Source organism: Salininema proteolyticum (assembly GCF_042685645.1).
Taxonomy (GTDB): Bacteria; Actinomycetota; Actinomycetes; order Mycobacteriales; family Micromonosporaceae; genus Salininema; species Salininema proteolyticum.
In genome coordinates this window covers 1,975,027-1,993,210 of sequence record NZ_JBHUNX010000001.1, presented here as the reverse complement: position 1 = coordinate 1,993,210, position 18,184 = coordinate 1,975,027, and the positions used below count along the sequence as shown (strand labels likewise).

The following is an 18,184-nucleotide window of genomic DNA, read 5'->3' as shown; positions in this document are numbered from 1 at the left end:
CCCGATCTCCGATTTCAAGGACACGACCTCAGAAGGGTGCCGCATGCTGCGCGAAGGCGACCGTGTGCAATTGACCGACGCGAAGGGCCGGAAGGCCACGATCACGCTCAAGGAGGGCGGCGAGTACCACACGCACCGCGGCCGCATCATGCATGACGACTTGATCGGCAACCCGCAGGGGATCACGGTGACCTCGACCGGGGGAACCTCGTACCTGGCGCTGAAGCCGCTGCTGCCGGACTACGGCCTGTCGATGCGCCGCGGCGCCCAGGTGATCTACCCGAAGGACATCGCCCAGATCATCACCCACGGCGACATCTTCCCCGGCGCGAAGGTCGTCGAGGCCGGCGCCGGGTCGGGCGCCCTGACCAACTGGCTCCTGCGCACCGCGGGCCCGGAGGGCGAGGTGCACTCGTGGGAGCTGCGCGAGGACTTCGCGGCCATCGCCGAGCAGAACGTGGCGAACTGGAACGGCGGGGCGAAGCCGGAGAACTGGCACCTGACGGTCGGCGACGTCGCCGAGGCGAAGCTGGAGGACGTCGACCGCGTCATACTCGACATGCTCACGCCCTGGGAGGTGCTCGAGACCGCCGAGTCCATGCTCAAGCCCGGCGGTGTCCTGGTCGGCTACGTCGCGACGACGACGCAGATGAGCGACCTGGTCGAGGCGCTGCGCGAGCGGCGGACCTTCACCGAGCCCGAGGCCTGGGAGTCCATGGTCCGCGGCTGGCACCTCGAGGGCCTCGCCGTGCGTCCCGACCACCGGATGGTCGCCCACACCGCCTTCCTGGTCACCACCCGCAAGCTCGCCCCCGGCACGGTGGCGCCGCAGCGGAAGTTCAAGCCCTCCAAGGGGCAGCAGGCGCTGCGCGAGCGCAAGGCTCGCGAGTCCTCCTCCGAGTGAGGCCCCGGAACACGGCGAGGGCGCCCGCGAAAGGCTGAAAATGAAAGCCTTTCGCGGGCGCCCTTTTTCGCGCCGCGCCGTTTCCGTCCATTGAGGGCGGTGGAGCGGCGTCAGTCGTCCGCGCCGGGTCCGGCCACGGCCTCTCCGTCGGATTTGCGCTTGACGTATATGCATTCGCCGGGGCAGTCGTGTGCGGCGTTCACGATCGACTCTCCGAGGTGCAGCGGTACGGGCACGCTTTCCCCTGGAGCCGTTCGTAGTTCACCGGCGGCGTCCTTCACGTACGCCAGCCCGTCTATGTCGAATTCGAACACATCGGACGCGTATTGGACGCACAGACCGTCCCCTGTGCAGGCGTCCTGGTCTATGAGAACTTCCCAGTCACGGTCTTCATCAGCCATACACTCCAGAATAATTGCTCCGAACAGTCTGGCCAATGTCAGTGGGACAGACTACTATTTAGGTCTTCAATCCGTTAGGGTTGAGGCAAGTACCCTCATGTGGGAGGTGTGACCCGTGGCACGCAACAACGATGACCTTCGACCCAATGACGCCGGCCTCGGCGACGACGACCTGTCCCAGCAGGTGGAGGAGCTGAAGGACGAACTGGCGGCAGCCAGAATGCAATTGCGAGAGTCTCCCAGGCACGTCCAGCTCCTGGAGGAGCGCCTCTTGGCGGCCCAGGCCCAGGTGGACAGGCTGAGCGAGCAGAACGAGCGGCTGGTGGCCACACTCAAGGAGGCGCGCGAGCAGATCGTGACCCTCAAAGAGGAGATCGACCGGCTGGCGCAGCCGCCGAGCGGATACGGAATCTTCCTTCGCGGAGTCGAGGACGGTCTCGCCGACATCTTCGCCTCCGGACGCAAGTTCCGCGTCTCGCTGGCCCCCTCCATAGATCCCGAGGACGTCGAGCGGGGACAGGAGGTCCTGCTCAACGACGCGATGAACATCGTCGAGGTCCTGGACTACGACCGCACCGGCGAGGTCGCCTCCATCAAGGAGCTGCTGGCCGACGCCGAGAGCGGCCTGGCCGACCGGGCGCTGGTGACGACGCACGCCGACGAGGAGCAGGTCGTCCTGCTCTCCGACGCGCTCATGAACCAGCCCCTGCGCGCCGGGGACGCGGTGATGATCGAACCGCGCGCCGGGTACGCGTACGAGCGCATCCAGAAGAGCGAGGTCGAGCAGCTCGTCCTCGAGGAGGTCCCCGACGTCGACTACTACGACATCGGCGGTCTCGACGGGCAGATAGAGCTCATCCGCGACGCGGTGGAGCTGCCGTTCCTGCACGCCGACCTCTTCCGGGAACACCAGCTGCGCCCGCCCAAGGGCATCCTGCTCTACGGCCCGCCCGGCTGCGGCAAGACGCTGATCGCCAAGGCCGTGGCCAACTCGCTGGCCAAGAAGGTCGTGGAGAACCGCGGCGAGGGGCACGCGAAGAGCTACTTCCTCAACATCAAGGGCCCGGAGCTGCTGAACAAGTACGTCGGCGAGACCGAGCGGCACATCCGCCTGGTCTTCCAGCGGGCCCGCGAGAAGGCCGGCGAGGGCATGCCGGTCATCGTGTTCTTCGACGAGATGGACTCCATCTTCCGCACCCGCGGATCCGGCGTCTCCTCCGACGTGGAGAACACCATCGTCCCGCAGCTGCTGTCGGAGATCGACGGCGTGGAAGGGCTGGAGAACGTCATCGTCATCGGCGCCTCCAACCGCGAGGACATGATCGACCCGGCGATCCTGCGCCCGGGCCGCCTGGACGTGAAGATCAAGATCGAGCGCCCGGACGCCGAGAGCGCCCGCGACATCTTCTCCAAGTACATCACCACCGACCTGCCGCTGCACGGCGACGACCTCGCCGAGCACGACAAGGACCGGGAGTCGACCGTCCAGTCGATGATCCAGGCCGTGGTCGAGCGGATGTACTCCGAGAACGACGACAACCGCTTCCTCGAGGTCACCTACGCCGACGGCGACAAGGAGGTCCTGTACTTCAAGGACTTCAACTCCGGCGCCATGATCGAGAACATCGTGGCCCGCGCCAAGAAGATGGCCATCAAGGACTTCCTCACCAACGAGCAGAAGGGCGTCCGCCTGCAGCACCTCATCCAGGCGACAGTCGACGAGTTCCGCGAGAACGAGGACCTGCCCAATACCACCAACCCCGACGACTGGGCCAGGATTTCCGGTAAGAAGGGCGAGAGGATCGTGTACATCCGTACCCTGGTCTCGGGCAAGGGACAGGACTCCGGACGCAGCATCGACACCGTCAACAACACCGGACAGTACCTCTGACAGAAGCCGGGCCGAGGTCCGGACCTCCACGTGCGGGCCGCTAGACGCGGCCCGCACGCACATTAGATCGGAAGAAGACTATGTCCGTACGCCGGATCATGGGCACCGAGGTGGAATACGGCATCAGCGTGCCCGGACAGCCCGGTGCCAACCCGATGATGACCTCCTCCCAGATCGTCAACGCCTACGCGACCCATCCGGACTTCTACCGGGGCGGCCGCGCCCGCTGGGACTACGAGGAGGAGACGCCGCTGCGCGACGCCCGCGGCTTCACCTACAACGGCACCCTGCACGACCCCGCGGAGAACCTCGCCGACGACGACACCGGCCTGGCCAACATCATCCTCACCAACGGGGCCCGCTTCTACGTCGACCACGCCCACCCCGAGTACTCCACGCCCGAGGTGACCAACCCCCGCGACATCGTCCTCTACGACAAGGCCGGGGAGGCGACCCTCGCCGCGGCCGCCGAGCGCGCCGCCCAGACGCCGGGCGTCAACCCCATCACCCTCTACAAGAACAACACGGACAACAAGGGCGCCTCCTACGGCGCCCACGAGAACTACCTGATGAGCCGCTCGGTGCCCTTCGCCGAGATCGTCACCCACTTCACGCCCTTCCTCGTCACCCGCCAGGTGTTCGCCGGGGCCGGGCGCATCGGGGTCGGCCAGGACGCCTCGGAGAAGGGCTTCCAGATCTCCCAGCGCGCCGACTTCTTCGAGGTCGAGGTCGGCCTCGAGACGACCCTGAAACGGCCCATCATCAACACTCGCGACGAGCCGCACTCGGACGCCGACCGCTACCGGCGCCTGCACGTCATCATCGGCGACGCGAACATGTCCGAGACGGCCACCTACCTGAAGGTCGGCACCGCCGCGATCGTGTTGTCGATGATCGAGGCCGGCGCCTTCGACGGGTCGCTGACGGTCGCCGAGCCCGTCGCCGAGCTGCGGGCCGTCAGCCACGACCCGACGCTCAAGCACAAGATCGAGCTGCGCAACGGTTCGCAGGTCACCGCGGTCGAGCTCCAGCAGCGCTTCCACGCCGAGGCCGTCGCCTTTTACGGCTCCGAGGCCGACGAGGAGACCCGTGAACTGCTCGACCTGTGGGGCGAGGTGCTCGACAGGCTCGAGCGCGACCCCATGGACTGCGCCGACATCCTCGACTGGCCGGCCAAGCTGCACCTGCTCAACCGCTACCGCGACCGCGAGGGCCTGAGCTGGGACAGTCACAAGCTCCAGGCCATCGACCTGCAGTACCACGATGTGCGCCCCTCCAAGGGCCTCTACCACAAGCTCGTCGCGCGGGGCGCGATGAAGCGCCTGGTCGGCGACGACGAGGTCCGCCGTGCCATGACCGAGCCGCCGAAGGACACCCGCGCGTTCTTCCGGGGCCGCTGCCTGGAGCGCTTCCCCGCGCAGGTCGTGGCCGCCTCCTGGGACTCGGTCATCTTCGACGTCGGACGCGACTCGCTCGTCCGCGTCCCCATGGCCGAGCCGGCCCGGGGGACGGAAGCCCACGTGGGAGAGCTCTTCGATCGCTGCGAGAGCGCCGAGGACCTCCTGGAAGTGCTCACCGGAAGGGAATAGGCTCCCCGCTCATAGCGTTGAGTACCTTGCACTATCCGATTCGGGCGCTACGATATCGACAAACGGACGCGGCCCGCGGGTCGCCCGACAGGAAGGGGCCGGTATGGCAGCCAAGGAAACCGGCGGGCAGTCGCAATCCCAGCGTTCCCGCACCGAGGAGACCGAGGAGACCGCCGAAGCCACGGCGGAGGCCGAGGTCGCCGAACGGCAAGAAGAGCTCACCGAAGACGTGGACGACCTCCTCGACGAGATCGACGACGTCCTGGAGACCAACTCCGAGGAGTTCGTCCGATCCTTCGTCCAAAAGGGAGGACAGTAGCCGCCGCCGGGGCCCCGTCCCGGCCGAGTGGACTTCCCGCGGCGGGCGCTCGGCGCCCGCCGCCTCCCTTCCCTCACCTCCCCGCACCGCGGCTCTCGCCGCCACAGTGGATAATGAACGCAAACGACCTCACAGACAGTGACCAGACGAGGGGGCCAAGATGACCGACGCATTCCCTGGAAGGATCCCGCCGCAGTTCGCAGCCGTGGGAACTTCCTCGTTCACCGACTTCGTCTCGCAAGCGGCCCCGGACCTCCTGGCCGGCAAGCTCAGCCTTCCCGAAGGAGACCACTCGGAGATGTCCGCCCACGCCACGACCATCGTCGCCCTCCGCTGCGAGGGCGGGGTCGTCATGGCCGGCGACAGGCGCGCCACCATGGGCAACCTGATCTCCTCGCGCGACATAGAGAAAGTGTTCCCGGCCGACTCGCACAGCCTGATCGGGATCGCCGGCACCGCCGGCCTCGGCCTGGAGATGGTCCGCCTCTACCAGACGGAGCTGGAGCACTACGAGAAGATCGAGGGGCGCCCGCTGACCTTGGACGGCAAGGCCAACCGCCTGGCCACGATGCTGCGGGGCAACCTCGGCATCGCGCTGCAGGGGCTGGCGGTCGTGCCGATCTACGCCGGATACGACCTGGACGCCCCCGAAGGCTCGGCGCTGGGCAAGATCTTCTCCTTCGACGTCGTCGGCGGCGTCTACGAGGAGAAGGACTACGACTCCATCGGCTCGGGCTCCCTGTTCGCCAAGGGATCGCTCAAGAAGCTCTACAAACGGGGGATGAGCCGCGACGACGCGGTCAAGGCCGTCATCGAGGCGCTCTACGACGCCGCCGACGACGACTCCGCCACCGGCGGCCCCGACCCCGTGCGCCGCCTCTACCCGGTCGTCATGAGCGCCACCGCCGAAGGCACCGTCCGCGTCGACGACGAGGAAGTGGCGTCCCAGGCCGCCGACATCATCGCCCGCCGCTCCGAAGAGGCCTAGAAGGAGAACCAGCCATGGCCATGCAGTTCTACACCAGCCCCGAGCAGATCATGCGGGACCGCTCGGAGTACGCCCGCAAGAACATCTCCCGAGGCCGCAACGTCATCGTCCTCTCCAGCGCCGACGGCGTCCTCATGGTCGCCGAGAACGTCTCCACCGCGCTGTACAAGCTTTACGAGCTCTACGACCGCATCGGATTCGCCGCCGTCGGCAAGTACATAGAGTTCGAGAACCTGCGCACCGCGGGAGTCCGGATGGCCGACCTGCGCGGCTACTCCTACGACCGGCGCGACGTCACCGCCGTCTCCTTGGCCAAGGCCTACGCCCAGACCCTGGGAGCGATCTTCACCGAGCAGACCAAGCCCTTCGAGGTGGAGCTCTGCGTCGCGGGAGTGGGGACCACGCCGGAGCAGGACGAGCTCTACCGGCTGACCTTCGACGGCTTCATCAACCACGAGCCGGGCTACCTGGCCATGGGCGGCCAGGCCGACCAGCTGGTGAGCGTCCTGGAGGGCAACCACGACTCGAACGCGCCCCTGCAGGAGGCGTTCGCCCTCGCCCTGCGCGCCCTGGCGGCCGGCGGGGAGAACGGTACCGAGCGCGAACTGTCCAAGGAGGTCCTCGAGGTGGCCGTCCTGGAGCGGTCCAAGCCCGGCCGCACCTTCCGCCGCATCGAGGGCGCCGCCCTGGACGCGATTATGCCCGAGCACCCCGGCGAGCCCGAGGGCGGCTCGTCGAGCGGCTCGGGCTCCTGACGCCCTTTCCGAACCGTCCGCCTCGGCCCGCGAGACCGCCCGCCGGTCCCGCGGGCCGAGCACGTCCAGGTGCTGGTCAAGGACCCTGTCCCCCAGGAAAAACTACGCTCCGAAGTGTGTTCAACGTCGCCCCCGGGGTGTAACCTCAGTGCATGGACAGGCGAATTTTCGGTATTGAGACCGAGTACGGAGTGACATGCACCTTCCGCGGGCAGCGCCGGCTGTCGCCCGACGAGGTGGCCCGCTATCTGTTCCGGCGCGTCGTCTCCTGGGGGAGATCCTCCAACGTGTTCCTCCGCAATGGAGCGCGCCTGTACCTCGACGTGGGCTCGCACCCCGAGTACGCGACCCCCGAGTGCGACTCCGTCGCCGACCTGGTGCGCCACGACCGCGCCGGGGAGCGGATCCTGGAGGGGCTCATGATCGACGCCGAGAAGCGCCTCCACGACGAGGGCATCGCCGGCGACATCTACCTGTTCAAGAACAACACCGACTCCGCGGGGAACTCTTACGGCTGCCACGAGAACTACCTCGTCTCGCGCCACGGCGAGTTCGCCCGCCTCGCCGAGATCCTCATCCCGTTCCTCGTGACGCGCCAACTCATCTGCGGCGCCGGCAAGGTCCTGCAGACCCCGCGCGGAGCGAAGTACTGCCTCTCCCAGCGGGCCGAGCACATCTGGGAGGGCGTCTCCTCGGCCACGACCCGCTCGCGGCCGATCATCAACACGCGCGACGAGCCGCACGCCGACGCCGAGCGCTACCGCCGCCTGCACGTCATCGTCGGCGACTCCAACGTCAACGAGATGACGACCATGCTCAAGGTGGGCTCCGCCGACCTGGTGCTCAGGATGATCGAGACGGGCGTGTCCATGAGGGACCTCAGCCTGGAGAACCCGATCCGCGCCATCCGGGAGATCAGCCACGACACCACGGGCCGCAAGACCGTCCGGCTCGCCTCGGGACGGGAGGCCTCCGCCCTGGACATCCAGCGCGAGTACCACGCCAAGGCGGCCGACTTCGTCGCCTCCCGCGGGGGCGACGAAGTCACGAAGAAGGTCCTCGAACTCTGGGGCCGCGTCCTGGACGCCGTGGAGAGCGACAATCTCGAACTGGTCGAGCGCGACATCGACTGGGTCGCCAAGAAGCAGCTGATCGACCGCTACTGTGCCAAGCGCAGCGTCTCGCTGTCCTCTCCGCGCGTCGCCCAGATGGACCTGGCCTACCACGACATCCGCCGCGGCCGCGGCCTGCAGAGCCTCATGGAGGCCCGAGGGCAGGCCAACAAGTTCACCCAGGAGATAGAGGTCTTCGAGGCCAAGGCCAAACCGCCGCAGTCGACCCGCGCCCGCCTGCGCGGCGAGTTCATCAAGGCCGCCCAGGAGAAGCGCCGTGACTTCACAGTGGACTGGGTCCACCTGAAACTCAACGACCAGGCACAGCGGACGGTCCTCTGCAAGGACCCGTTCCGCTCCCGCGACGAGAGGGTCGACAAGCTGATCGCGTCCATGTGAGCGATTCGGAGACGACAAGGCGGCCACCGGGCCCGTGAGTGCTCGGGGCCGCCTTCACGCCGTCTGCGCGGGGTCAGGGGACATACCGACGGGAACCGTCCATCCGGCGGCCTCTGCGACCGCGGCGACCAGGGGAACGTTCTCTCCGACGCCGTACCCGGCGGGAACGGAGGGGCCGCGCCGGACGAAGGCGTAGGCGATCCCGGCGTCGGGATCGGCGAAGGACAGCGAACCGGTCGCACCGCCGTGGCCGAAGGCGCGATCGCCCGGGAACGGGAGGCTCACGCCCGGGACGGCTCCGAGCAGCGGGCCGTCCTCTTCCCCGCCCTCCAGGCCGGTTCTCGGGGTCCGCGATCCGGCGATCCCTTCCAGCGTCTCGCGATCGAGAAAAGGCTCTCCTACGCCGGTACCGGAGACGGCCGCGGAGTAGAGGGAGGCAGCCCCGCGTGCGTTGCCGACCCCGCAGTTCGGGCCCGGGCCGTCGCCGCCCGGCCCGCGGTCGCCTTCACCCTCCCGACGGTCGCCGCTCGGGCCGCCGCCCGGCGCGGGAAGGTAACGGTACCGTTCGGACTCGGGCAGACCGAGGTAGAGATCTATCCCCAACGGCCGGCGGAGCCTGCGCTCATAGTGCTCCTCCACCGTCCGCCCGGTCGCACGGAACACGGTCTCGCCCAGCGGCCCACCGACGGACCCGCCCCGGGCCGCCCGCCGGAAGGCCGTCCGCGCCGCGACGCGAGGGCCTGACTCGGGCCGCCGATCGGCCGTCGAGTGCTCCACGCCGACGAGCCCCTCCTGGACGAGCAGAGCGGCCGTCAGGCGGACGACCCCCTCCCCGAACGAGTCGTCGCCGGTGAGGGAGTCGGCCTCGACCCCCTCGCCGGCCCACAGGTCCACGACGAGATCGCCGCGGTGGAAGACCGCCAGCTGGGCGCCGAACCCGCCCGGACGGCGCGCGGTCGCCGACGCGAAGGCGTTCCGGACGGGGGCGAACTCGGCGGCGGCCCAGCCTCGGACCATCGGGACGGGGGTCATCATTCCTCGATTCCATTGCTCTGCAAAGGGCAACGCCTCCGCTGCGGAAGGAAATTCCCCACCGTGGGAGGCGCCTCATTCTCAACGCCCCGCTCCCGCGGTCGCGCTCGGCGCGGAGGGCGGACATACTGGAACCAGAGGTATGTCGCGTGCCCGAGGAGGATCCGTCCATGGCGACCCGACCAGACACCACCCCGCCCCGCACGATCACCCTGCCCGACTTGGGAAGCCCCCGGCAGAGCTACCGCGAGCTAATCGGCGACGCCCTGCGCGCGGCCCTGACGGCGGGGGAGATGGCCATCGGCTCGGTCTACTCCGTGCCCGCGCTCGCCGAACAGTTCGGCGTCTCGGCCACGCCGGTGCGGGAGGCGATGCTCGACCTGGTCAAGGAGCAGCTCCTGGAACCGGTGCCGAACAAGGGGTTCCGCGTCCTCGCCGTGTCCGACGAACAGCTGAACGAGTACACGCAGCTGCGGGAACTGATCGAGGTGCCCGTGACGGCGCGCCTGGCCGTCACGGCCGACCGGTCCGACCTGGAGGCCCTGCGGCCCAGGGCCGAGGAGATCGTCGCCGCCGCCCGGGAAGGGGACCTGCTCGCCTACCTGGAGGCCGACATCCGCTTCCACACCGCGCTGCTGGAGCTGGCGGGCAATCGGCACCTGGTGGAGGTCGTGCGAGACCTGCGCCGGCGCTCGCGCCTGTACGGCCTGAACTCCGTGGTGGAGGCCGAGATGCTGGAGGAGTCGGCGGCCCAGCACCTGGACCTCCTATCCGCGCTTCTGGACGGCGATGCCGAGCGGGCCCGGGCGATCATGGCCGAGCACGTCGGGCAGGTCCGGACCAAGGTCTCACGGCGGTGACCGGGGCGTTCTCGGGGCGGGGCCGTCCCTTGGACGCGGTGACCGACGCTACGACGACCTATATCGGCTGGTCGGAGGCACTCTCCCGAGGGGTTCGGGGGTCCCGGTGACCGGCCGGGCCGCCGCGGGGTCGCCGGGGTGCGATAAAGTCGCCGGATGAAGTGCGTACTGATCACCGGACTGTCGGGGACGGGCAAGTCGTCCCTTTTGCGGGAACTGTCCGAGCGGGGTTTCCGTGTCGTGGACACCGATTTCGACGGGTGGAGGGTGCCTCCGGACGGATCGGCGCCGGACAGCACGGTCGCCCGGCCCGACTGGATCTGGGACGGGGATCGGATGCGGGAGCTGTTGACCGAGGAGGTCGACGGCGTCCTGTTCGTCTCCGGCTGCGTCGACAACCAGGGGGAGTTCCGCGACCTGTTCGACGAGGTGATCCTGCTCAGCGTCCCCGAGCAGACGGTGCGGGAGCGCCTGTCCTCGCGAGCGGCGGACGTCTACGGCGGATCGCCGGCGGACCTGGAGCGGGAGTTGAAGCTGCGCGAGGAGGTCGAGCCGCTGTTGCGCGAGTCGGCGACGTTGGAACTGGACACGAGCGGGTCGCTCGAGGTCCTCGCCGACGAAGTTGTGGGATATATATCGACGTCAAGGTAGTTGTCGAAGCCTGCGGACCGGCGACAGGAGAACCGGCAGGCAAGCGGTGAACCCCAGGGCCGTCGACGTCCACAGCGCCGTTCGGGCGTCGACGGCCTCGGCGATCGCTCCTCCGACCAGCGCCCCGGCCACCGCCATGATCCCCGTGGCGAAGCGGAAGGTCGCGTTGACGCGCCCGAGCAGGCGCGGAGGAGTGATGGCCTGGCGCGTGCTGACCTGCGCGACGTTGTAGACCACGGCGAAGAACATCATGCCCGCCAGCCCGGCGCCGCCGAGCGCCGCGGTGGAGGCCCCGGTCGTCAGCGGCAGCATCGCCGAGCAGGGCGCGAAGAGCACCAGCGCGGCGGCCATGGCGGGCCCCTGCCCGAGACGGGCGGCGATCTTCCGCGCGGTGAAGGCGCCCGCGACTCCGCCGGCCCCGCCGGCGGACAGGAGGACGCCGATCTGGCCGGGCCCCATTCCCAAGGAGTGGGCGAGATAGTAGACCTGCACCGAACCGAACATGAAGACGGCGGAGTTGGCGAGCAGATTGCTCGAGGCCAGGACCCGCAGCACCGGCTCGCCGAGGACGAACCTCATGCCCTCGGCCATGTCCCGCCGGAAGCTCCTACTGGCCGCGTCGCCGCGGCCGTCCGGCTTCTCGTCGGTGTCCGCGGCGCTCGCGGGTATGGCGGCGACGGCGATCGAGGAGGCCGCCATGGAGACCGCTCCGGCCAGCATGGTCACCGGGGTGGAGAGGATCGCGACCATCTGCCCGGCCAGGGCGGGTCCTCCCAGCGAGGTCGTCTGGTTGACCGCCTCGAGCCTCGCGTTGGCCTCCACCAGCCGGGGCCTGCCGACCAGCGGCGGCAGCAGGCTCTGGCGCGAGGTCTGGTATAGCAGGTCGAGGGCGCCGGAGGCGAACACGACGGCGGCCAGGTGCCAGTAGGAGAGGGCGTCGGCCCACCACGCCAGCGGCACGGAGACGACGACGGCCGCGCGGACGAGGCCGGAGGCGATCAGGCGCCTCCGGGGCGCCGAGCGGTCGATCCACACGCCAAGGGGGAGGCTGAAGGCGACGACGGCGGCATTGGCCAGCGCTGTTAGGAGCCCGACCTGGAAGGCCGAGGCGCCGAGCGGGCCGATGGCGGCCAGGGGGACGGCGAACAGCCACATCCGCTGTCCGATCGAGCCGAAGACGCCCGCTGCGAAGAAGCGGCGGAAGGCGCTCTGCCTCAAGAGGGGTGATTCGGTGGCGGTGACGATAGGGGGAATCCTACAAATATATCTCGGAGTCAAGGTATGGGGCCTCCGTCGACCCGGACGGTTCCGCGTGCCGCTCGGCCGCGAGAGGCACGCGCCCCGCCGGCGGACAGGCCGAGGCAGGGCCTCTCAGCCGTCGAGCATGGTCGCCGCCAGTCGTCCCGCGACGGCCTCGGCGATGAAGTAGACGTGGTCCTCGTCCAGGCCGCGGCCCATGGTCGACAGCCGCACCGGCAGGTCGCGCAGCGCCTCTTCGAGGCCCTCGGTCGGGACGGGCACCTGCGTGTGCCGCTCGGGCAGCTCGGCCAGCTGCGAGCGGACCTTCTCCAGCAGGGCGGGGTCGGTGGGGTAGGTGTCGAAGTCCGGCACCGGGATCGCGGCGGGGGCCAGGGCCACGCGCCCGTACGAGGTCATGGAGTGGTGGCTGACGCCCCAGTGGCGGGAGCGCTTGTCGCCCTCGGAGACGCGCAGCGAGGCGATCGGCCGTCCGCCGAGGACGGAGGCGGCGTTGACCGCCTCCCCGGCGGCCGTCCCGGAGAAGCCCCACACGGTGCCGGTGCCGAGGTTGCCCGGGCCCTGGGCGACGATCGCGATGTCGGCCCCGGCGACGGCCTTGGCGGCGATGAGGGCGTTGTGGACGTTGGTCGCCTCCCAGTCCCCGCCGAAGCACTGCCCGGCCGTCACCGTGCCGCACAGGCGGTCGGAGAGCCGGTCCAGGGACTTGGAGAACCAGGCGGGGAGGCTGCCGCCGTCGGTCATGACGTAGGCGACCTTCGCGTCGGGCCGGGTCGCACGGATCCCGGCCAGGATCGGAGCGAGGGCCGAGTGGAGGTCGGCGACGACCACGGGCATGCCCGAGAGCGTGTGCGTGCCTTCGACGACGTCGCGCGAGGGGGAGTCGTCCTCGTCGACGGCCAGCCGCATGACCTGCATGGGCGTGTAGCGGGCCTTGACGATGTGGCCGGCCTGGTCGACGTCCTCGGGGAGCCGGTCGGGGACGGCCACGACCAGGGCGTAGCCGCCGGTGCCGAGGCCCTTGGCGATCGCGTTGCAGTTGAGGAGGACCCTGTCGCCCTCGCGCGGGGCCCCGACGAGCTCGTCGTAGGCCAGCGCCTTCGCCCGATGGGGCGGTTCGCCGTGGCGCGGCTCGATGTCCACGTCCAGCTCGGTGCACCCGCGCCAACCCCCGCGGACGCCGGTGACCGTTCCGTACCGCCATCTGATCGACCCGGTCGCCGAACGGGTGCCCTGCTCGTCGGAAGGTGCCATGTCTTGCTCCTTTAGCTAGGATCGGCCGCGCCGCGACAGCCGGGCGGCGGGCGGGGAGGCCGCCCGTCTCGGCCCGTGGAGGCCCCGATGCGAAGCGGTCGGTGAAGCGGGATCCGGCGGCGTCCGCGCCGACCGGCGCGACCGGTCGGGGTCCCCCGGTCTCGGCCGGGGAGTGGAAGCCGACACGGTTGAACACCTTACCGCAGAAGACGGATCGGAACCGGGGCGGTCGCCTGGGCGGCGGCGTTCGCGGGCGGCTACCCTGGACCAGTGGCGACGGACCGTACAGAACGTTTGATCAACCTGGTCTTCTGCCTGTTGTCGACCAGGAGATTCCAGACCGCCTCGGCAATAGCGAGGATCGTGCCCGGATACGAGCACAACCCCGACGACAAGAAGGAGCGCGAGGCGTTCCAGCGCAAGTTCGAGCGGGACAAGTCGGAGCTTCGGCGGCTCGGATTCCCCGTGCAGACCGGCGCGGACGCCTTCCGCGAGGAGGCCGAGCCCGGCTACCGCATAGCGAAGGACGAGTTCGAGCTCCCCGAGCTCGAGTTCACCCCCGCCGAGTCGGCGGCGGTGGCCACGGCCGTCCGGCTGTGGCACAACCCCGAACTGCGCCAGGCGGGGCACGGCGCGCTGCTCAAGCTCAAGGCGGCGGGCATCCACGTCGGCATGGACTCCATCGACCCCGTCCGGCCGCAGCTTCCCGGCGAGGACAACCTCGTGACGCTCCTGGAGGCGGCCACCGCCCGGCGCGAGGTCGCCTTCGACTACCGCCGCAAAGGCGACGCCGAGCCCGCCCGGCGCCGGTTCCAGCCGTGGGGCTGCGCGGCCTGGAAGGGCCGCTGGTACGTCGCCGGCTGGGACCTCGACCGCGAGGCCGAGCGCTGCTTCAAGGTGGGGCGCATAGTCGGCCGGGTCCGCGCGACCGGGGCCGAGGGAGCCTTCGAGTCCCCCGAGGACGTCGACGTGCTGTCGTTCATCGCCGAGACGGCGGGGGAGCCGACGCCCAAGCAGACGGCCAAGGTGCTCGTCACGCCCGGCACCGCCTGGGCGGTCAGGCGCCGCGCCACGCTCATCGGGCCCCGGACGCCCGAGGGCGACTGGGTCCGTTTCCCCTATACGGACGTGAGGGCCGCCGCGGCCCTGCTGGCCTCCTTCGGACCGGACGTCCACGTGGTGGAGCCCGAGGAGCTGGTCAAGGAGACCGTCTACCGACTCGAGGAACTTGCGGAGGACGACCGGTGAGCACATCGACCGACCGCCTGGCGCGGCTTTTCAACCTGCTGCCCTACCTCTCGGCGCGCCCGGACGGAGTGGAGTTGGAGGCGGCCGCCGCGGACTTCGGCATCACCGTGGAGCAGCTGCGCAGCGACCTGATGCTCCTGTTCCTGTGCGGCCTGCCCGGGTACAGCCCCGGCGACCTCGTCGACATCTCCATCGAGGCCGACCGGGCCCAGGTGCGCTTCGACGCGGGGCTCTCGCGGCCGGTGCGCCTGTCCATGCGCGAGGCGCTCGCCCTGTCGGTGGCGTTGCAGGCGTTGGCCTCGACGCCGGGCGTGGAGCACGCCGAGGCGGTGCGCTCGGCCCTGGACAAGATCGCGGCCGCGGCCGGGGGAGTGCGGCCCAAGGCCGACATCCGGGAGGCCGCCGTCGAGAGCGGCCTGGACGTCTACCGCGACCTGATCGCACAGCGGCGGGCGGCTCGCATCGTGTACTACACCGCCACGCGGGACACGACGACCGAGCGGATCGTCGAGCCGACGGCCGTGCAGCTGTCGGAGGGGCACGCCTACCTGGTGGCCTGGTGCCGTTCGGCCGAGGGGATGCGCCATTTCCGCCTCGACCGGATCGACGCGCTCACGCCGCTGGAGGAGACCTTCGCGCCCCGCGAGGCCCCCGAGACGGCCCCGGGTGAATTCCTGGAGAACTTCGAGGAGGTCGAGCTGCTGGTCGACGAGGACGCGCTGAGCCTGGCGGAGAACTATCCGTGCCGGGAGCTGGGCACCGTGGAGGGCCGGCGGCACATCGCGCTGCGCGTCTACGACCAGGCCTGGGCGGCGCGCCTGGTGGCGGGCTACGGCGGGCACGTGTCGGTCGTCCGGCCCGAGTCGCTCCGTAACCTGGTTCGCTCGCGCGCGGCGGAAGCGCTGGAACGTTACGGGCAGAGGTTAGGATGAACGCATGATCTGGGTTGTATCGGGCATTCTCATCGCGATCGGTCTCATCGTCGTCCTGGCGGCGGTGGTGAAGCTCATGCCCAAACTGCGCGACAACGCACACCGGCGCAAGCGCCTGGAGCGGCGCATGGCCGAGGCACAGGAGCTGCAGGGGCGCGCCATGGCCACCGCCGAGAGGGGACAGTCCCTGGCAGCGTCGGCTACAAAGGCGCTGCCGAAGGGCGAACAGCCCCGGTGAGCGGGGCACAGTTCGATAAATATTCTTTATCGAAACGGTGGTATCGTTGACGTTCGGTCCCGCCCCATGCATTCTTGCAGGGACCGGGCATTAGACTGGATCATGAACCCGAAGTTTTTTCTGGAAGGAATTCGGAATGGGAGCCCTCAAACCTTGGCACATTATCGTGCTGGTCGTAGTACTTCTGCTCCTGCTGGGCTCGAAGAAGCTCCCTCAGATGGCGCGCGGACTCGGCCAGTCCATGCGAATCCTCAAGTCCGAGACTGAGGAGATGAAGAAGAAGGCCGACAAGCCCGAAGAGAAGGGCGACGACCGCGCCGAGCCGAAGCACAGCCGTGAGCCCATCGAGGGCACCATCGAAGGGGAGTCCGTCGCCGACGAGGTCCAAGACCGCAAAAAGACCTCCTAGGCGGGCCCGCCGCAGATGGTGAAACTCTGGCCCCGCAAGGGGAGGAAGTCCCGGTTCCAAAGAGCGTCCGACGGCGACATGTCGCTCATGGAGCACATCCAGGACTTCCGCTCCCGGCTGCTCATGGCCGTGCTGGTGATCCTGGTGGGCACCGCCGTGGGCATGTACTTCGCACAGGACGTCATCGCGTTCCTCGCCAAGCCCTACTGCGAGCTCAAGGGCGGCGACCTGTCCGGAAACGACGAGGTCCTCTGCGACTTCAACGTCGGCTCCCCGATCGACAACATCACGATCTACCTGAAGATCTCGCTGTACCTCGGGCTGATCGGGACCGCCCCGTTCTGGCTCTACCAGCTGTGGGCGTTCATCGCGCCCGGCCTGCACCGCCGGGAGCGCAAGTACGCCTACATGTTCATCTCCATCGCCACCCCGCTGTTCGCGGCCGGAGTGGTGCTGGCCTACTTCGTGGTCCGGCACGGCCTCGAGTTCATCATGATCCTCAACGGGACCTTCGACATCACCGTCGACCTGCAGAAGTACATAGGCTTCTACATCGCGGTGATGCTGGTGTTCGGCATCGGCTTCGAGTTCCCGCTGGTGATGCTGATGCTCAACGTCATCGGAGTCATCTCCGCCAAGCGCATGCTCGGCTGGTGGCGCATCGTCGTGTTCGTGAGCTTCCTGTTCACCGCCGTCTTCACGCCCACCCCGGACCCGTTCGGCATGACGGCCCTGGCCATATGCATGCTGATCCTCTACCTCACCGCCTGCGGCGTGGCGGCGATCAACGACAAGCGCCGGGCGGCGAAGGAGGCCAAGTGGGACGACGACGAGGCCTCCGACATCGGCGAGGCGGAGTCGATCGAACCGGCCTCGGACCTCGAGCCCGTCTCTGAGCCCGCGTCCTCCTCGGTCGCGGTCGACGAGCCGGACGAACCCGAGCCGCCGCGGCGACGCGGAAGGTCCGACTTCGACGACATCACGTAGTCGGTGAAGAACATGGCGCAGAGGGAGGCTTCGGCCTCCCTCTCGTCGTTTGAGGGCGGCGGACGGCCGGCCGCCGGAAGCGTCCGACCGAGTCCCGTACCGATGCGGCACGGCCGCGGGGCCGGGCCGCTAGCCGTCGGCGCGCACGAGCTTGAGCACCGCGCCGAGCCCGACGATCCCGCCCGGATCGGCCTCGCCGAGCAGGTAGGCCCGCGCCCCGATGCGCACCGCCCCGGCGTCGGCGACCGAGTCGCCCACCATGAGCACCCGCTTGGGGTCCACGCCCAGCTGGTGGCAGGCGGCGTAGAAGATCTTCTCGTCGGGCTTGCAGTAGCCGACCTCATAGGACAGCACCCACTCGTCGACGAACCGGTCCAGCCCCAGGCGCGTGGCGATCGGACGCACGTCGAAGCCGACGTTGGAGACCAGCGCGATGGGGAACCCCTGCGCCTTGAGAGTCATGAGCGTCGAGGCGGCGTCGGCGAAGGCGACCCACCCCTCCGGCGAGGCGAGCCTGTCGTATAGCGCCTGTGCCAGGTCCTCGCTCACGCCGTGCGCCTGCCCGGCCAGTTCCGTGTAGGCCATGCGGTGCGAGTCGGCGTCCAAGTCCCTGTCGCTCCACGCCCCGGCGAAATGGGGTCTCACCCGCGGGGGCGAGCCGGATCCCACCCAGCCCTGCGCGCCGATCGCGTCGGCCAGGACCATCGCCCTGAGCGGCTCGATCGCCTCGCCGCAGGACTCCGAGGCCAGCGACACCGCGCGGACCAGCGGCTCGACGGTCGCTAGCGTTCCCTGGAAGTCGAAGAAGACGGCGTCGAAGGCCGCGCCGTCCTTCTGCTGCCGAAAGTGTGGCCAATCCCTATGCACACCATAAAACTTACCGCCCCCTGTAGCGGCAGTCACAAGGGGGTTAGCTGGTGGTCACGCGGCGATCACAGCCCGGCGGGCATGGCTTACC

19 protein-coding genes are annotated in these 18,184 nt (G+C 69.2%); 14 read left to right on the top strand and 5 right to left on the bottom strand.

The window, feature by feature from the left end; genetic code table 11:
• Positions 1–43: 43 nt before the first annotated feature.
• Positions 44–904 carry a tRNA (adenine-N1)-methyltransferase gene (locus ACFTE1_RS09320; protein WP_380624633.1) on the top strand — a complete coding sequence of 287 codons (861 nt, stop codon included), beginning with the start codon at positions 44–46 and terminating at the stop codon, positions 902–904.
• 110 nt (positions 905–1,014) lie between these two features.
• On the opposite strand, the gene ACFTE1_RS09315 is transcribed toward ACFTE1_RS09320, so the two are convergent.
• Positions 1,015–1,317: a ferredoxin gene (locus tag ACFTE1_RS09315; RefSeq protein ID WP_380624657.1), complete on the bottom strand. Its 303-nt coding sequence runs from the start codon at positions 1,315–1,317 to the stop codon at positions 1,015–1,017.
• Between the two features lie 103 nt (positions 1,318–1,420).
• Between ACFTE1_RS09315 and arc the strand changes: the two genes are divergently transcribed.
• From arc to pafA, 6 genes are all read left to right on the top strand, one after another.
• Positions 1,421–3,196 (top strand): proteasome ATPase, encoded by a 1,776-nt coding sequence (gene arc, locus ACFTE1_RS09310; RefSeq protein ID WP_380624631.1) that lies wholly within the window; start codon positions 1,421–1,423, stop codon positions 3,194–3,196.
• A gap of 80 nt (positions 3,197–3,276) precedes the next feature.
• The gene (gene dop / locus ACFTE1_RS09305) at positions 3,277–4,785 is read left to right on the top strand and encodes a depupylase/deamidase Dop (RefSeq protein ID WP_380624629.1); all 1,509 of its coding nucleotides are present in this window, start codon (positions 3,277–3,279) and stop codon (positions 4,783–4,785) included.
• Positions 4,786–4,888: 103 nt separating this feature from the next.
• Positions 4,889–5,104 (top strand): ubiquitin-like protein Pup, encoded by a 216-nt coding sequence (locus ACFTE1_RS09300; protein ID WP_380624627.1) that lies wholly within the window; start codon positions 4,889–4,891, stop codon positions 5,102–5,104.
• Positions 5,105–5,264: 160 nt separating this feature from the next.
• Positions 5,265–6,092 carry a proteasome subunit beta gene (prcB, locus tag ACFTE1_RS09295; RefSeq protein ID WP_380624625.1) on the top strand — a complete coding sequence of 276 codons (828 nt, stop codon included), beginning with the start codon at positions 5,265–5,267 and terminating at the stop codon, positions 6,090–6,092.
• Between the two features lie 14 nt (positions 6,093–6,106).
• Positions 6,107–6,847 carry a proteasome subunit alpha gene (gene prcA, locus ACFTE1_RS09290; protein WP_380624623.1) on the top strand — a complete coding sequence of 247 codons (741 nt, stop codon included), beginning with the start codon at positions 6,107–6,109 and terminating at the stop codon, positions 6,845–6,847.
• Between the two features lie 152 nt (positions 6,848–6,999).
• Entirely contained in the window at positions 7,000–8,358 is a 1,359-nt protein-coding gene (gene pafA / locus ACFTE1_RS09285; RefSeq protein ID WP_380624621.1) for a Pup--protein ligase, read from the top strand.
• A gap of 54 nt (positions 8,359–8,412) precedes the next feature.
• Here the strand turns inward: pafA and ACFTE1_RS09280 are convergent, their stop codons facing one another.
• A complete protein-coding gene (locus tag ACFTE1_RS09280; protein ID WP_380624619.1) occupies positions 8,413–9,393 on the bottom strand; it encodes a serine hydrolase domain-containing protein in 981 nt (326 codons plus the stop codon).
• 167 nt (positions 9,394–9,560) lie between these two features.
• On the opposite strand from ACFTE1_RS09280, the gene ACFTE1_RS09275 reads away from it, so the two are divergent.
• Positions 9,561–10,250: a GntR family transcriptional regulator gene (locus ACFTE1_RS09275; protein WP_380624617.1), complete on the top strand. Its 690-nt coding sequence runs from the start codon at positions 9,561–9,563 to the stop codon at positions 10,248–10,250.
• A 156-nt stretch (positions 10,251–10,406) separates the two neighbouring features.
• Positions 10,407–10,901 carry an AAA family ATPase gene (locus ACFTE1_RS09270; protein ID WP_380624615.1) on the top strand — a complete coding sequence of 165 codons (495 nt, stop codon included), beginning with the start codon at positions 10,407–10,409 and terminating at the stop codon, positions 10,899–10,901.
• Here ACFTE1_RS09270 and ACFTE1_RS09265 read toward each other — a convergent pair.
• Entirely contained in the window at positions 10,893–12,119 is a 1,227-nt protein-coding gene (locus ACFTE1_RS09265; RefSeq protein ID WP_380624613.1) for an MFS transporter, read from the bottom strand. The two genes, ACFTE1_RS09270 and ACFTE1_RS09265, sit on opposite strands and share 9 nt — an antisense overlap.
• A gap of 153 nt (positions 12,120–12,272) precedes the next feature.
• Positions 12,273–13,412, bottom strand: coding sequence for a DUF3866 family protein (locus ACFTE1_RS09260; RefSeq protein WP_380624611.1), 1,140 nt, complete (start codon positions 13,410–13,412; stop codon positions 12,273–12,275).
• 270 nt (positions 13,413–13,682) lie between these two features.
• On the opposite strand from ACFTE1_RS09260, the gene ACFTE1_RS09255 reads away from it, so the two are divergent.
• From ACFTE1_RS09255 to tatC, 5 genes are all read left to right on the top strand, one after another.
• Positions 13,683–14,660, top strand: a complete 978-nt coding sequence (locus ACFTE1_RS09255; RefSeq protein ID WP_380624609.1) for a helix-turn-helix transcriptional regulator — start codon at positions 13,683–13,685, stop codon at positions 14,658–14,660.
• Entirely contained in the window at positions 14,657–15,592 is a 936-nt protein-coding gene (locus ACFTE1_RS09250) for a helix-turn-helix transcriptional regulator (protein WP_380624607.1), read from the top strand. Before ACFTE1_RS09255 ends, ACFTE1_RS09250 begins: the two co-directional genes overlap by 4 nt.
• A gap of 4 nt (positions 15,593–15,596) precedes the next feature.
• On the top strand, positions 15,597–15,830 hold the full coding sequence (locus tag ACFTE1_RS09245; RefSeq protein WP_380624605.1) for a hypothetical protein: 234 nt from the start codon (positions 15,597–15,599) through the stop codon (positions 15,828–15,830).
• 136 nt (positions 15,831–15,966) lie between these two features.
• Positions 15,967–16,239, top strand: a complete 273-nt coding sequence (gene tatA, locus ACFTE1_RS09240; RefSeq protein WP_380624603.1) for a Sec-independent protein translocase subunit TatA — start codon at positions 15,967–15,969, stop codon at positions 16,237–16,239.
• Positions 16,240–16,254: 15 nt separating this feature from the next.
• Positions 16,255–17,226 (top strand): twin-arginine translocase subunit TatC, encoded by a 972-nt coding sequence (gene tatC, locus ACFTE1_RS09235; protein WP_380624601.1) that lies wholly within the window; start codon positions 16,255–16,257, stop codon positions 17,224–17,226.
• 129 nt (positions 17,227–17,355) lie between these two features.
• Here tatC and ACFTE1_RS09230 read toward each other — a convergent pair whose 3' ends face one another.
• Entirely contained in the window at positions 17,356–18,093 is a 738-nt protein-coding gene (locus ACFTE1_RS09230; protein ID WP_380624599.1) for an HAD family hydrolase, read from the bottom strand.
• Positions 18,094–18,184: the final 91 nt, after the last annotated feature.

Bases quoted from the DNA above. Each gene is read 5' to 3' on its own strand.
- ACFTE1_RS09275 (WP_380624617.1), top strand. From the start codon at position 9,561: ATGGCGACCCGACCAGACACCACCCCGCCCCGCACGATCACCCTGCCC.
- pafA (WP_380624621.1), top strand. From the start codon at position 7,000: ATGGACAGGCGAATTTTCGGTATTGAGACCGAGTACGGAGTGACATGC.
- dop (WP_380624629.1), top strand. From the start codon at position 3,277: ATGTCCGTACGCCGGATCATGGGCACCGAGGTGGAATACGGCATCAGC.
- ACFTE1_RS09270 (WP_380624615.1), top strand. From the start codon at position 10,407: ATGAAGTGCGTACTGATCACCGGACTGTCGGGGACGGGCAAGTCGTCC.
- tatA (WP_380624603.1), top strand. From the start codon at position 15,967: ATGGGAGCCCTCAAACCTTGGCACATTATCGTGCTGGTCGTAGTACTT.
- tatC (WP_380624601.1), top strand. From the start codon at position 16,255: ATGGTGAAACTCTGGCCCCGCAAGGGGAGGAAGTCCCGGTTCCAAAGA.
- ACFTE1_RS09260 (WP_380624611.1), bottom strand. From the start codon at position 13,412: ATGGCACCTTCCGACGAGCAGGGCACCCGTTCGGCGACCGGGTCGATC.
- prcB (WP_380624625.1), top strand. From the start codon at position 5,265: ATGACCGACGCATTCCCTGGAAGGATCCCGCCGCAGTTCGCAGCCGTG.
- ACFTE1_RS09245 (WP_380624605.1), top strand. From the start codon at position 15,597: ATGATCTGGGTTGTATCGGGCATTCTCATCGCGATCGGTCTCATCGTC.
- ACFTE1_RS09320 (WP_380624633.1), top strand. From the start codon at position 44: ATGCTGCGCGAAGGCGACCGTGTGCAATTGACCGACGCGAAGGGCCGG.
- ACFTE1_RS09280 (WP_380624619.1), bottom strand. From the start codon at position 9,393: ATGATGACCCCCGTCCCGATGGTCCGAGGCTGGGCCGCCGCCGAGTTC.
- prcA (WP_380624623.1), top strand. From the start codon at position 6,107: ATGGCCATGCAGTTCTACACCAGCCCCGAGCAGATCATGCGGGACCGC.
- ACFTE1_RS09300 (WP_380624627.1), top strand. From the start codon at position 4,889: ATGGCAGCCAAGGAAACCGGCGGGCAGTCGCAATCCCAGCGTTCCCGC.